This is a genomic window from Sphingomonas sp. 8AM, from assembly GCF_902506455.1.
Classification (GTDB): Bacteria; Pseudomonadota; Alphaproteobacteria; order Sphingomonadales; family Sphingomonadaceae; genus Sphingomonas.
Genome location: NZ_LR733844.1, coordinates 3,575,875 through 3,589,173, shown reverse-complemented (window position 1 = coordinate 3,589,173; position 13,299 = coordinate 3,575,875). Strand labels below are relative to the sequence as shown.

The window sequence follows — 13,299 nt, the reverse complement described above, 5'->3', positions numbered from 1 at the left end:
GCCCGCGACACACCGCCGCGTGCGCGCGACGATCAGACGGACACGGCCGCCTTGATATGCGGCTGGGCCTCGTAACCGTTCAGCGCAAAATCCTCGGGCCCGTACGCGTCGATCGATGCCGGGCGGCGCGCAAGCGTCAGCGTCGGTAGCGCGGTCGGGGTGCGCGCAAGCTGCGTCTCGGCCTGTTCGAGGTGATTCAGATACAAATGGCAATCGCCGCCGGTCCAGATGAACTCGCCGACCTCCAGATCGCATTGTTGCGCGAGCATATGCGTCAGCAGCGCATAGCTGGCGATATTGAACGGCACGCCGAGGAAGATGTCCGCCGAGCGCTGGTACAATTGCAACGACAGCCGGCCGTTCGCGACATGCGTCTGGAACAGGCAATGACACGGGCTGAGCGCCATCGCGTGCAGCTCGCCGGGGTTCCACGCGGTGACGATCTGTCGTCGCGACGCCGGGCGCGCGCGGATCTCGTCGATCAGCGCGGCGATCTGGTCGATGTGCCGCCCGTCCGCTGCCGCCCAGTCGCGCCATTGCTTGCCATAGACCGGGCCGAGATCGCCGTTGTCGTCGGCCCATTCGTCCCAGATGCTGACCTTGCGCTCCTGCAACCAGCCGACGTTGGTGTCGCCGCGCAGGAACCACAACAGCTCGATGATGATCGAGCGCAGATGCAGCTTCTTGGTGGTGAGGACCGGAAAGCCCTGCGCCAGATCGAAGCGCATCTGATGCCCGAAGACGCTGAGCGTACCGGTGCCGGTCCGGTCGTCCTGCCGCACGCCCGAATCGAGCACGCGGCGCATGAGGTCGAGATATTGCTGCACGCTGCGGGTGGTAGCGCGACACGGCGGGTCGCGCCACCATGCGGCAGGTGATAAGGATGACGCCGCGTTGATGAAGAGGAGGTGCGGATGGCGGTCAAGGATCTGAAAGGCCCGCCGCCCCGCAACCCGCGCGAGATCGCGCTGACCTTCGAGCTGTTCGTTCGCCTGAACCCTGAGCTGGACTGGTGGCCCCGCTGGCGCGACGGTGGCGATGACGCTGGTGCGATCGAACCAATGCCGGCACGACCGCCATCGCTTGACGATGGCGCAGGTGCGGCGATGCCCAAGGAGTAAGTCGTCATTGCGAGCGGAGCGAAGCAATTTAGGGCGTCCTGATCCGGCTCTGGATTGCTTCGCTCCGCTCGCAATGACGGACTGAGGAAGCCGCCCGACCTTCCATTTCTGTCGCGTACGACGAGAAGGAAGTTGGCCCCGATCAATCCGGGACCAGCCAAGGTACTTCAGCCGCTCACTTCATCCGGCACGCAACGATCTCCGCCGGATCGGGCCGCCGCCCGGCCGCACGGAACGTCGCCAGATACCCGCCCGCCGACCGCAATTCCTGAAACCCGACCTGCGCATATCCCACCGCTGCGAACTCGCAGCGCAGCAGCCTTGGTGGCGTCCCGTGCTGCTCGGTCGGGCGGTCGGCGTCGACCACCACCACCAGCCCGTCACGTCGCAGCGACGGGCGCATCCGCCACAGAAATTCATAGGGCTGCTCGATCTCATGATACATATGCACCATGAAGATCCGGTCGAAGCTGTTGTCGGGCAGCCGCGGGTCGGCGGACTGCCCCAGCCGAACGCTGACATTGTCCAGCCGCTCGCGCGCGACACGTTCCGCCAGCGCCTCGTGCACCGCCGGCACCACATCCTCGGCGAGCACGCGGCCATTTTCCCCGACGCGCGCCGCCAGCCGGATCGTGTAATAGCCCTCGCCCGCGCCGAGATCGGCGACGGTCATCCCCTTGCGGATATCGGCGAGGTCCATCACCCGCCCGGCCTCGCCGAGCCGGTCGCGCGTCTCCTCGTTCGACCAGCGCGGGGAGACGATGTTCGCGATCGGGCGGTCGGCGGCGGGGAACGGCCCCGGCTCCTTGGCCTTGTGCTCGATCAGCGGCTTGGACCCGTCGCACGCCGCCAGCAGCAGCAACGCCACTGCCGTCAGGACGAGCACGGGCGCGCGCGTCGCCACTTAGTCGACGTCTTCCACGACCACCGCCTCGCCGCTGACGCGCTGCGAGAGCGCCGCGGCCATGAAGTCGTCGAGATCGCCATCCAGCACATCGCCGGGTGCAGTGCTGGTTGCGCCGGTGCGAAGGTCCTTCACCAGCTGATACGGCTGGAGCACGTAGCTGCGGATCTGATGGCCCCAGCCGATGTCGGTCTTGGTGGCGTTCTCGGCATTGGCAACCGCCTCGCGCTCGGCCAGTTCGCGCTCATAGAGGCGGGCGCGGAGCTGGTTATAGGCCTCGGCCTTGTTCTTGTGCTGCGACCGCTGGTTCTGGCACTGCACGACGATCCCGGTCGGCAAGTGCGTGATCCGCACTGCGGAGTCGGTTGTGTTGATGTGCTGCCCGCCCGCGCCCGATGCGCGATAGGTGTCGATGCGCAGATCGCCTTCGTTGATCTCGACCTCGATATTGTCGTCGATCACCGGATACACCCACACGCTGGAGAAGCTGGTGTGGCGGCGCGCGGCGCTGTCGTACGGGCTGATCCGCACCAGCCGGTGCACGCCGGACTCAACCTTCGCATAGCCATAGGCGTTCTCGCCCTTGACCAGCAGCGTCGCGCTCTTGATCCCGGCCTGCTCGCCCGCGTGATAGTCGACCAGCTCGACCTTCATGCCGCGCCGCTCGGCCCAGCGCGTGTACATGCGCTGGAGCATCCCGGCCCAATCCTGGCTCTCGGTCCCGCCCGCTCCGGCGTTGATCTCGATATAGCTGTCGTTGGCGTCGGCCTCGCCCGCCAGCAGCGCCTTGACCTTGTCGGCCTGCGCGCGATCGGCGAGCGACTTGAGCGCGGCGACGCCCTCGTCGGCCATCTCGGTATCGCCCTCGGCGTCGGCCATCTCGATCAGCTCGGCGGTGTCGGACAGTTCGCGCTCGATGTCGCGCGTCGCCGTGATCGCCTCGTCGAGCCGGCGACGCTCGCGCATCACCGCCTGCGCTTCCTTGGGGTTGTTCCACAGCGCCTGATCCTCGACGCGCGCGTTGAGTTCGTCGAGGCGACGCAACGCGCGGTCCCAGTCGAGGAAACGGCGCAGCAGCGCCAGCGCCTCGTTGATGCTGTCGACATGGGCCTGCGCTTCGGCGCGCATAACTTTACTCCAAGGTCACGTCAGGCCGACCAGCGCGAAATCCCGACCGGCACGAGCGGAGCTGCGTGACCGGGGAATCCCGGCGACTGGCTGGGACGACGAAAGAACGTTCTGGCGACGACTTAGTAGATGCCCCCCTGCCTCTGCAAGAAGTCGCTGTCGCTGGCGGTGGTGCCGGTCGCACGCGCGCTCGGGCGGGCGGCGGGCGCGGCGGTCGGGGCAGCGCGACGCGCGCGGCGCGCCTCGCTTTGCGGCTTGAACGCTTCCCAGATCACCGCCGGCTTGGGATCACTGTCGGTCGGGAAAGTGCCGAACACCGGCCGCCCGCTCGCGCGGTCGATCCGTACCATGCGGATGCCCGGCGGCGCACGGAACGGGATCGCCGGCATCCCCGCATAGGCCTTCTGCGCCCATTCCTTGAACACGGGCACCGCCACCGTCCCGCCCTGCGCATAGCCGCCCAGGCTGCGCGGGCTGTCGAAGCCCATGTAGAGCCCGGCGATCATCTGCGGCGTGCCGCCGATGAACCACACATCGGTCGGGCCATTGTTGGTGCCCGTCTTGCCGAACATCGGGCGCTTGAGATCGCGCAGGCCCGTCGCGGTACCGCGCTGGATCACGCCCTCGGTGATATGCACCATCTGATAGGCGCTCATCGCGTCGAGCACCTGCCGCCCGCCAGTCGCCGGTCGCGGCATCGCGCGGCCGTTCCAGTCGCGCGCGTTGCACCCGTCACAGGCGCGCCAGTTCTCGGGCCAGATCACCTGCCCGTGCCGGTCCTGCGCGACGTCGATCAGCGACGGATCATGCCAGCGCCCCCAATTGGCGAGCACGCCGTAAGCGTTGACCATCTTCGTCACGGTCGTCTCGCCGGCGCCCAGCGCATAGGAGAGATAGGGCGAATAGTCGCCGACCCCCATCGCCTTGATCAGCTTGACGACGCGCCCCATGCCGGTCTGCGCGGCGGTGCGCACCGTCATCAGGTTGCGCGACTGCTCGATGCCCCAACGCATCGTATGCGGCCCCGCCCCGCGCGAGTTGCCGAAGTTGCGAAAGCATTTCTGCCCCAGCCGTGCGCCCTGGTCGACGCAGAACGGCCCGTCGACGATGATCGACGCCGGGGTCATGCCGTTCTCCAGCGCCGCCGAATAGACGATCGGCTTGATCGTCGAACCGGGCTGGCGAAACGCCTGCGTCGCGCGGTTGAACGACTGGACGCTCGCCTCGAACCCGCCCTGCATCGCCAGGATGCGCCCGGTCGCAGGCTCCTGCACCACGAACCCGCCCGAGATGCGCGGGACCGAGCGGAGTGCGAACCGCCCCGCCCCGGCCGGCGCGACCGCGATGATGTCCCCGGACTTGATCGCGGCGAAGGCGGCGCCGCCCTGGTTGCGGACCGGCATCTGCGCCGCGTCGCGCGCCATCGTCCCCGTCGATCCGTCAGCGAAGCCCAGCCGCCACGCATCACCGTCACGCGCAATCGCGATCGCGGCGCGCCAGTTTCCATGGTCGATCATGATATTGGTGCCGATCAGCGGCCCTTGCCACGCGTCACCCTCGATATCGATGTGGCGCAACGGCCCCGACCAGCCGCGTCCGGCGTCGAAGCGCAACAGGCCGTTGCGCAGCGCTTCGGCCGCATATTGCTGGATGTTCCTGTCGAGCGAGGTCCGCACCCACAGTCCGCCGGCATAGACGCTGTGCGGCCCGTCCTCGGATTGCTCGCCGAACTTCGCGATCAGGTCGCGGCGCACTTCCTCGACGAAATAGCCGCCGACGCGCTCGAACTTCGGCGTGCGGTGCGTGATCGCGCCGATCGGCTCGGCTGCGGCGACCTGCGCCTGCGCCGCCGTGACGAAGCCGTTCTTCACCATCTCGCGCAGCACGTAGTTGCGGCGTTCGAGCGCGCGATCGGTGTCGCGGAACGGGTCGTAGTTCGACGGGCCCTTGGGCAGGATCGCCAGATAGGCGAGCTGCCCCAGCGTCAGCTCACTCAACTCCTTGTCGAAATAGGCATGGCTCGCCGCTTCGACGCCGTAGGCGTTACGCCCGAGGAAGATCTGGTTGAGGTACAGCTCGATGATCTGCGGCTTGGTCAGCGTCTCCTCGATCTTATACGCCAGCAACGCCTCGCGGATCTTGCGAGTCGGGGAATATTCGTTGCCGATCAGCAGGTTCTTTGCGACCTGCTGCGTGATCGTCGATCCGCCGCGCGCGCGCTGCCCGCTGCCGAACTTTCGCGCATAATCGAACACCGCGCCCGCCAGCCCGGGGAAATCGACACCATGATGCTCGAAGAAGGTCTTGTCCTCGGCGGCGAGGAACGCCTTCACCAGCAGCGGCGGATATTCGTTGAAGGCGAGTTCGACGCGACGTTCGCGGGCGTAGGAATAGATCGGCGCACCGTCGGCGCCGCGCACGTTGGTCGGCAGTGGCGGCTCATACGCCTTCAGCTTGTCGACCGACGGCAGGTCGCGCGCGAACACCAGCCAGAAGACGCCGAGCGCCACCGCCAGCAGTCCCAGCAGATAGGTGCCCCAGCGCACCCACCAGCGGCGCCACAGCGCGCGGGGAGAAGTACGCCCAACAGGCACGGCAGCGGTCGGATCGGAAGCCATGTCGGTTTCGGCGTGTACGGTCTCGCCCGCCAAACGGCAACTCGCTCAGGCGGGGGCGAACAGTTTCGTGCCGACGACCCCGACGATGATGAGCGCGATAAACCCGATCTGCGCGGGCGCGAGCTTCTCGCCGAAGAGGAAAACGCCGAAGATCGTGACGCCGACCGCGCCCAGCCCGGTCCACACCGCATAGGCGGTCCCCGCCGGCAGTCCGCGCATCGCCATCGCGAGCAGCCCCATGTTGACGAAGCTGAGCGTGATCGGGATCGCGGACGCCAGCCACGATCCTTGCGTGGCGGCCCATTTGAGGCTGAGCGCCCAGACGATTTCGGTAACCACGGCGACGCCGAGGATGAGCCACGCCATTGCGGGGATCTCCTTGATTGCGGGCTCGTTCGGAAAAGCGCAGCGGCCGGAAACCCGTAAGAGGCTTGCGCGGCGGGTCCGTTAGGCGGTGATCGCCCGCGAGTCCACCCCGCGCGCCTTGTCACAACCAACCGTCATCCCCGCGGAGGCGGGATCCAGAACCTCTGACATCCCGCTTCGAAGCAGAACCCCTACCGTTCTGCCATCCGTCGGGCGAAATAGACGTCAACCGCGCGCCGCACGCTCTCGGCGATCTTCTCGCGCCCCTCCTTGCTGTCGAGGAACGCCGCATCCGACGCGGTCGAGATATACCCCGTCTCGAACAGGATCGACGGCATGTCCGGCGCCTTGAGCACCATCAGCGAGGCGGTCCGGTGGAAGTTGCTCTTGATCGGGATCAGCGGTCGCGCCTCGCGCCCCAGCAGCCGCGCGAACCCGGCCGAGGCGTTCATCGTCTCCCGCTGCGTCAGGTCGATCAGGATCGACGACACGTCCGGGTCGCGATCGAGCGTCACCCCGGCGATCACGTCGGCACGGTTCTCGCGCGCCGCCAGCCGCGCCGCCTCGCGATCGGAGGCAACGTCGGACAAGGTATAGGCTGTCGCGCCGGTCGGCGTACCCGTGCCGACGCTGTCGCAATGGACCGAGATGAACAGGTCCGCCTTCAGCCGCCGCGCGATCCCGAACCGCTCGCGCAGAATGATGAAGCGATCGTCCTCGCGCGTCAGCGCCACCCGCACCCGGCCGCTGTCGACCAGCGCATCGCGGATCGCGCGCGCGATCTTCAGCGTCACATCCTTTTCGCGCAGCCCGGCGGCCGGGTTGATCGCGCCGGGATCGCCCCCGCCATGCCCGGCGTCGATCACCACCAACGGACGTCCCGCCGGCCCGGCGATCCGCGGCAGCCGCACCCCGCGCGCCGGCGGCGGCACGCGCACCGTCACCGTGCGCGGCGCCGCCTCGCGGTGCGACTTCCACGGCAGGAAGTCGAGCTGCGGCACCGGGTCGCCGCTCGCGGCCGGCGCGACCAACGCCAGCAGCATCGCCGCGATCATCGCTCCCGTCCTGCCCTTCATCGCCCCTTTCCCATGCTCGCGCGCCACCGTGATCGTAGCGCTACCGTGTCAGCGTTCCCGCGTGGTTAACGTATTCGAATCATAAAAACGACCCGGTTGAAGCGCGGGCGAAGCGATGCTACGTGTCGCGATGACCGGAAATGTTGCGCGAAGGTCGCGCGACGCAGCTTTCGGTGCCACCCCCCGCCCGGCGACGTGCCGGCCCCGGGGTCATCAGGTTGACGTTCGCAATGCCGCATTCCGCCCGATCGCTGTTCCGCCCGGCCCGTGCCGGCGGCGGCACGATCGCGGACGGCCTTACCCGCTCGATGGAGCGGGCGGCAAAGCGAACCGCAGCAGACATCATCATCATCCGCGCGGCAGACCCCATCGGGCGGTCGGCCGCGCCTTATCGTCGCGCCCCTTCCCCTTTCGCGGAGGGCGGCGCGTGGAGAGTTTTCAATGACCACGCGTATGCTGATCGACGCACGCCACCGGGAAGAAACCCGCGTGGCGGTCGTCAAGGGTAACCGGATCGAGGAATTCGATTTCGAGAGTGCCGAGCGCAAGCAACTCAAGGGTAACATCTATCTCGCCAAGGTGACGCGCGTCGAGCCGTCGCTGCAGGCGGCGTTCGTCGATTACGGCGGCAATCGCCACGGCTTCCTGGCGTTCAGCGAGATTCACCCGGATTATTACCAGATCCCCAAGGAGGATCGCGAGGCGCTGCTGCGCGAGGAGGCGGAGCACGCCGCCGAGGAAGCTGCGCTGCGCGCCGAGCAGGATGCGATCGACGACGGTGACTTCGCCGACGATGCCGAGGGCGAGGATCACGACGACGTCGATCACGACCATGACGAGCACGATCACGACGCGGAAGAGGGCGACGCCCCCGCCCCGCGCCGTCGCGGCCGGTCGGGAAGCAACGACGATCAGGTCGAGGCGCTGCGCCAGCGTCGCATGAACCTGCGCCGCCGCTACAAGATTCAGGACGTCATCCATCGCCGTCAGGTGTTGCTGGTGCAGGTCGTCAAGGAGGAGCGCGGCAACAAGGGCGCGGCGCTGACCACGTATCTGTCGCTGGCGGGCCGCTATTGCGTGCTGATGCCCAACACGTCGCATGGCGGTGGGATCAGCCGGAAGATCAGCAACGCCGCCGACCGCAAGCGGCTCAAGACGATCATGGCCGATCTGCAATTGCCGTCGTCGATGGGCTGCATCGTCCGCACCGCCGGGCTGCAGCGCACCAAGACCGAGATCAAGCGCGACTTCGACTATCTCGCCCGGCTGTGGGACGAGATCCGCGAGAAGACGCTGACGTCGAGTGCGCCTGCTCTGGTCTATGGCGACAGCGACCTGATGAAGCGCGCGATCCGCGACATCTACAACAAGGACATCGACGAGGTCATCGTCGAGGGCGACGACGGCTATCGTCAGGCGCGCGAGTTCATGCGCCTGCTGATGCCGACGCACGCCAAGAAGGTGAAGCATTACAGCGACCCGGTGCCGCTCTACCAGCGCGCCGGCGTCGAGGATCAGCTCGCCGCGATGTACCACCCGGTCGTCCAGCTCAAGTCGGGCGGATATCTGGTCATCAACCCGACCGAGGCCTTGGTGTCGATCGACATCAACTCCGGCCGCTCGACCCGCGAACACAATATCGAGCAGACCGCCACCGCGACCAATCTCGAAGCGGCGCAGGAAATCGCGCGCCAGCTTCGCCTGCGCGACATGGCCGGGCTGATCGTCATCGACTTCATCGACATGGATAACGGATCGAACGTCCGTAAGGTCGAGAAGGCGATGAAGGAGGCGCTCAAGAACGACCGCGCCCGCATCCAGGTTGGCCGCATCTCGGGCTTCGGCCTCATGGAGATGAGCCGCCAGCGGCTGCGCACCGGCGTGCTCGAAGCCTCGACGCGCCCCTGCCCGCATTGCGAAGGCACCGGCTTCGTCCGCACCGCCTCGTCGTCGGGTCTGTCGGCGCTGCGCTTGCTGGAGGATGAAGCGGCACGCGGGCGCGGCTCGGTGCTGACGCTGCGGTGCAGCCAGGAAGCGGCCTTCTACGTGCTCAACCGCAAGCGCGCCGATATCGCCGAGATCGAGGACCGCTACGGCGTCACCGTCGAGATCATCCCCGATGGCGAGGAGGAAGGCGCGCGCATGTCGGTCGAGGCCAGCGGCCCGCCGCCCGCGCATCCGCCGAAGTTCGATCGCCCGATCGTCGAGGAGCCCGAGGACGATCTGGTCGAGGACGAGATCGACGAGGAGGAAGAGGCCGAGGACGAGGACACCGTCGAGCAGGTTGCCGCACCCGAGGGCGACAGTGGCCGCGGCGGGCGTCGTCGCCGTCGCCGTCGCGGGCGTCGCGGTCGCGATCGTGTCGAGGGTGAGGATCAGGCCGACGAGACCGGTGAGGACGAGACCGGCGAGGACGAGGCTGACGAAACCGAACCGGCCGAAGCCGAGGCGGAAACCGCCGTCGACGCCGAGACCACCGAGGAAGCCGAGCGCGAAGGCGGTCGCCGTCGTCGCCGCGGACGCCGCGGTCGCCGTCGTGATGGTGAGCGTGGTGGCGAGCAGGCCGAGCCGACGGCTGGCGCCGAGGTCGAGGTCGTCGATGACGCCACGATCGAGCCCGAGCCTGTCGTGGCCGACGAGGTCGTCGTGGAAGCGCCGGTGGTCGAGGAGCCCGCTGCGCCCAAGACGCGCCGCCGTCCCCGCGCGCGCGTCGCCGCCGAGCCGACGCCTGTGCCCGCGCCGAAGCGTGGTCGCAGGCCAGCGGTGGCCCCTGCTGCCGAACCGGCGCCAGAGCCGGTCGCACCCGCGGAACCGGTTGCCGAGGAGGCGCCGGCCAAGCCGAAGCGCACCCGCCGCAAGAAGGTCGCCGAACCGGTGATCGAGGCCGGCGATGCCGGGCCGGTCAACGACGGCCTGCCCGCCCCCGAGCCGGTTGCCGAGGAAGCCCCGGCCAAGCCGAAGCGTACGCGCCGCAAAAAGGTCGCCGAGGACAGCGCGCCCGAGCCGGTGGCCGCGGACGAGCCTGCCGCTGCGGACGAGGCGCCTGCCGCCGATGAACCGGCTGCGGACGCCGACCAGTCCGGCGCGCAGCCGCGCCGTGGCTGGTGGCAGCGCACGTTCGGCGCGTGATGCAATCGGCCGGGCTTCAGCGGCGGTTCAGTCGAACCGTCGCAAGGCCCGGCCGATGACATGCATTTGCCTGCACCCACATCGTCATTGCGCGCGTAGCGAAGCAATCCAGGGCGTCCTGATCCGTCCCTCGATTGCTCCGCTACGCTCGCAATGAAGAACGGAGGCTCCGGGCCGATGTCGTCGCACCCCAGTACCCGTCGCCTGATCGCCGCCGTGCCGCGAGTCATCTCTTTCGAAGCCAGCCCTCCAACCCCGTTCGCCCTGAGCCTGTCGAAGGGCGTGTTCCGTGCCCCGCGCTTCGCCAAGCCCAGTATGAACCGGACGCAGGGTTCAACAGCGTCGCCAACTGGCCTAAGACCCACCCCATGCGCCGCCTGATCGCCGCCGTCGCCACCACCGTCCTGCTCCTCGCGCAGCCCGCGCAGGCGCAGTCGCTGCTGCGCGATGCCGAGACCGAGGCACTGCTCAAGGACATGTCCGCGCCGCTCGTCACTGCCGCCGGGCTCCGCCCCGCCGACGTGTCGTTCGCGCTGGTCAACGACGATTCGATCAACGCCTTCGTGGCCGGCGGCCAGACCGTCTATATCCATACCGGGCTGCTCCAGCAGGCCGACAGCGCCAATCAGGTGCAGGGCGTCATCGCTCACGAGCTCGGCCATATCGCCGACGGCCATGTCATCACCGGCGCGCAGGCGCAAAAGCCGGCGATGGGTGTCTATCTGCTCTCGATGGTGCTCGGGCTCGCGGCGATGGCGGCAGGTGGCGGCGAGGCCGGCGCGGGCATTCTCGCCGCCGGGCAACAGGTGGCGATGGGCAAGTATCTCGCCTTCAGCCGCGTGCAGGAAGCGACCGCCGACGCCTCGGCGGTGCGCTATCTCGATACCGCCGGGATCACCGGCAAGGGGATGCTCGAGTTCTTCAAGAAACTGCAACAGCAGGAATATCGCTACGGCACGAAGAACATCGACCCTTTCATGCAGTCGCACCCGCTGTCGGGCACGCGCATCCAGACGCTGACGGCCGACGTGCAGGCGTCGAAAGCCTGGAGCAAGCCCGCCAACAGCGCGCTTCAGGAACGCTTCCTGCGTGTCCGCGCCAAGCTCGACGGCTATCTGATGCCGCCGCCGCAGGCGCTCCAGAAATATCCCGACAGCGACCAGACGGTCTATGCGCATTATGCGCGCGCCTATGCCTATCACCGCGCCGGCTATCCCGAAAAGGCGGATGCCGAGGCCGAGGCGCTGGTCGCGAACGAACCCGACGATCCCTATTTCCAGGAGATCATGGGACAGATCCTGCTTGAGGCCGGCAAGCCGAAGCTGGCGCTCGCCCCGCTCAAGCGGGCGACCGAGGGTTCGCGCGCCAACCCGCTGATCGCGACGACCTATGGCCATGCGCTGATCGCCACCGAAGATCCGACGCATTATGACGAGGCCAAGCGCGTGCTGCGCACGGCGGTGGCACGTGACGACGAGAACCCGTTTGCGTGGTTCCAGCTCGGCACCGTCTACGAACTGACCGGCGATGAGCCGCGGGCGGCGCTCGCCAGCGCCGAGCGCGCGAGCATGATCGGCGACGATCGCACCGCTGCCGACCGTGCCCGCTACGCGATGGCAGGCATCCCCAGGAACACCCCCGACTGGATCCGCGCGCAGGACATTGCGATGACCGCGCAGAACGCCGTCGACAAGAATGGAAAGAAGAAGCGCCGTTGAACCGCTTGATGGTGTTGGGTCTGGTGGCGATCGGACTGTTGTTCGGCGCCGGCGGCATGTGGCTCGCGGATCGCGCGGCGCCGGTCGGTGCGACGGACGAGGCGCGGATCGGCCGCGTCGTGCGCGAATATGTCCTGGCGCATCCCGAACTGATCCCCGAGGCGATCGAACGGCTGCAACAGCGCGACGCGACCCGCGCGATCGCTGCTAATCGCGGCGCGATCGAGACACCCTATGGCAACGCGTGGATCGGAAATCCGAACGCCGATGTCACCCTGGTCGAATATTACGACTATAATTGCGGCTTCTGCCGCGCCAGCTTGCCCACGATCGAGAAACTGGTCGCCGCCGACAAGAACCTGCGCGTCGTTTTCAAGGAACTGCCGGTGCTCGCGGAAACCAGCCGCACCGCCGCGCGCGCCTCGCTCGCCGCCGCATCGCAGGGCAAATTCAAGCGCTTCCACGACGCGCTCTACGCCGCCGGCCCGGTCAGCGACGCGACGATCGCGCAAGCCGCCCACGCCAGCGGGGTTGATCTGACGAAGGCCCCCGCCGACGCGGACGACACGCTGCGCACCAACCTCGAACTGGCCCAGAAGCTAGGCATTTCCGGCACACCCGCCTGGGTGGTCGGCGACCAGTTGCTGAGCGGCGCGCTCCCGCTCGACCGCTTGCAGGACGCCATCGCCAAGGCGCGCGCGTCCTAGGCCGGATCGACATTCAGGATTCCCAAACGCCGTGAAGGCTGATTCATAGGCATCCGTGTCGAGGCTCGGAGCGAGTGATGGGGATTAAGCGGTACGAGTTGAGCGAGGCGCAATGGTCGCGGANAGGTCGTCAACATGCGGCCGCCGGCGTACCTCATCACCGAAGGCGTCCATGCCTTGCCGTGCATCGGCGACGGGCGGCAATCGGGGACGAGCGGCTCGCCGTCGATCCTCAATGCGAGCCCCGAGGCGGCGGCGATGGGCGGGCTGGCGCTGCTGAAGACCGGCGACCGGGTGCGGGTCGATCTGTCGAAGGGCACGGCCAACGTGCTGATCCCGGAGGCGGAACTGGCCGAGCGGCGTGCGGCGCTGGAGGCGGCAGGCGGATTTGCGTACCCGGCCTCGCAGACGCCGTGGCAGGAGATCCAGCGCGCGACCGTCGGGCAGATGAGCACCGGAGCGATCCTCGAAGGGGCCGAGAAGTACCAGCGCATCGCGCAAACGATGGGGCTGCCGCGCGACAACCACTGAC

The 13,299-nt window shown here is 67.8% G+C and carries 9 protein-coding genes and 2 pseudogenes; 5 read left to right on the top strand and 6 right to left on the bottom strand.

The features are described from left to right. Positions 1–32: 32 nt before the first annotated feature. Positions 33–827 (bottom strand): thymidylate synthase, encoded by a 795-nt coding sequence (locus BACI71_RS16800; protein ID WP_159760542.1) that lies wholly within the window; start codon positions 825–827, stop codon positions 33–35. Between the two features lie 87 nt (positions 828–914). Here BACI71_RS16800 and BACI71_RS16795 point away from each other — a divergent pair, with 87 nt between their 5' ends. Continuing rightward, the gene (locus tag BACI71_RS16795; RefSeq protein ID WP_159760540.1) at positions 915–1,121 is read left to right on the top strand and encodes a hypothetical protein; all 207 of its coding nucleotides are present in this window, start codon (positions 915–917) and stop codon (positions 1,119–1,121) included. 175 nt (positions 1,122–1,296) lie between these two features. Here BACI71_RS16795 and BACI71_RS16790 read toward each other — a convergent pair whose 3' ends face one another. From BACI71_RS16790 to BACI71_RS16770, 5 genes and pseudogenes are all read right to left on the bottom strand, one after another. Beyond that, complete coding sequence (locus tag BACI71_RS16790) at positions 1,297–2,025, bottom strand: class I SAM-dependent methyltransferase (protein ID WP_159760538.1); 729 nt, start codon at positions 2,023–2,025, stop codon at positions 1,297–1,299. Then, the gene (gene prfB / locus BACI71_RS16785) at positions 2,026–3,153 is read right to left on the bottom strand and encodes a peptide chain release factor 2 (protein WP_159760536.1); all 1,128 of its coding nucleotides are present in this window, start codon (positions 3,151–3,153) and stop codon (positions 2,026–2,028) included. 122 nt (positions 3,154–3,275) lie between these two features. Beyond that, positions 3,276–5,771 (bottom strand): penicillin-binding protein 1A, encoded by a 2,496-nt coding sequence (locus BACI71_RS16780; RefSeq protein WP_159760534.1) that lies wholly within the window; start codon positions 5,769–5,771, stop codon positions 3,276–3,278. Positions 5,772–5,816: 45 nt separating this feature from the next. After that, positions 5,817–6,137: a DMT family transporter gene (locus BACI71_RS16775; protein ID WP_159760532.1), complete on the bottom strand. Its 321-nt coding sequence runs from the start codon at positions 6,135–6,137 to the stop codon at positions 5,817–5,819. A gap of 191 nt (positions 6,138–6,328) precedes the next feature. After that, positions 6,329–7,084 (bottom strand): annotated as a pseudogene (locus BACI71_RS16770) (N-acetylmuramoyl-L-alanine amidase family protein); the annotation flags it as partial. Positions 7,085–7,666: 582 nt separating this feature from the next. Between BACI71_RS16770 and BACI71_RS16765 the strand changes: the two are divergent. The 4 genes and pseudogenes from BACI71_RS16765 to BACI71_RS16750 all read left to right on the top strand — a co-directional run. Beyond that, a complete protein-coding gene (locus BACI71_RS16765) occupies positions 7,667–10,342 on the top strand; it encodes an Rne/Rng family ribonuclease (RefSeq protein WP_159761320.1) in 2,676 nt (891 codons plus the stop codon). Between the two features lie 368 nt (positions 10,343–10,710). Further along, complete coding sequence (locus BACI71_RS16760; protein WP_159760528.1) at positions 10,711–12,060, top strand: M48 family metalloprotease; 1,350 nt, start codon at positions 10,711–10,713, stop codon at positions 12,058–12,060. Then, positions 12,057–12,767, top strand: coding sequence for a DsbA family protein (locus BACI71_RS16755; RefSeq protein WP_236553036.1), 711 nt, complete (start codon positions 12,057–12,059; stop codon positions 12,765–12,767). The genes BACI71_RS16760 and BACI71_RS16755 overlap by 4 nt, the downstream gene beginning before the upstream one ends. A gap of 124 nt (positions 12,768–12,891) precedes the next feature. Further along, positions 12,892–13,298: pseudogene (locus BACI71_RS16750) on the top strand (dihydroxy-acid dehydratase domain-containing protein); the annotation flags it as partial. Position 13,299 lies beyond the last annotated feature (1 nt).

What these genes read in the sequence shown, in the direction of transcription:
- BACI71_RS16795 (WP_159760540.1), top strand. Translation starts at nt 915, where the DNA reads ATGGCGGTCAAGGATCTGAAAGGCCCGCCGCCCCGCAACCCGCGCGAG.
- prfB (WP_159760536.1), bottom strand. Translation starts at nt 3,153, where the DNA reads ATGCGCGCCGAAGCGCAGGCCCATGTCGACAGCATCAACGAGGCGCTG.
- BACI71_RS16780 (WP_159760534.1), bottom strand. Translation starts at nt 5,771, where the DNA reads ATGGCTTCCGATCCGACCGCTGCCGTGCCTGTTGGGCGTACTTCTCCC.
- BACI71_RS16775 (WP_159760532.1), bottom strand. Translation starts at nt 6,137, where the DNA reads ATGGCGTGGCTCATCCTCGGCGTCGCCGTGGTTACCGAAATCGTCTGG.
- BACI71_RS16765 (WP_159761320.1), top strand. Translation starts at nt 7,667, where the DNA reads ATGCTGATCGACGCACGCCACCGGGAAGAAACCCGCGTGGCGGTCGTC.
- BACI71_RS16760 (WP_159760528.1), top strand. Translation starts at nt 10,711, where the DNA reads ATGCGCCGCCTGATCGCCGCCGTCGCCACCACCGTCCTGCTCCTCGCG.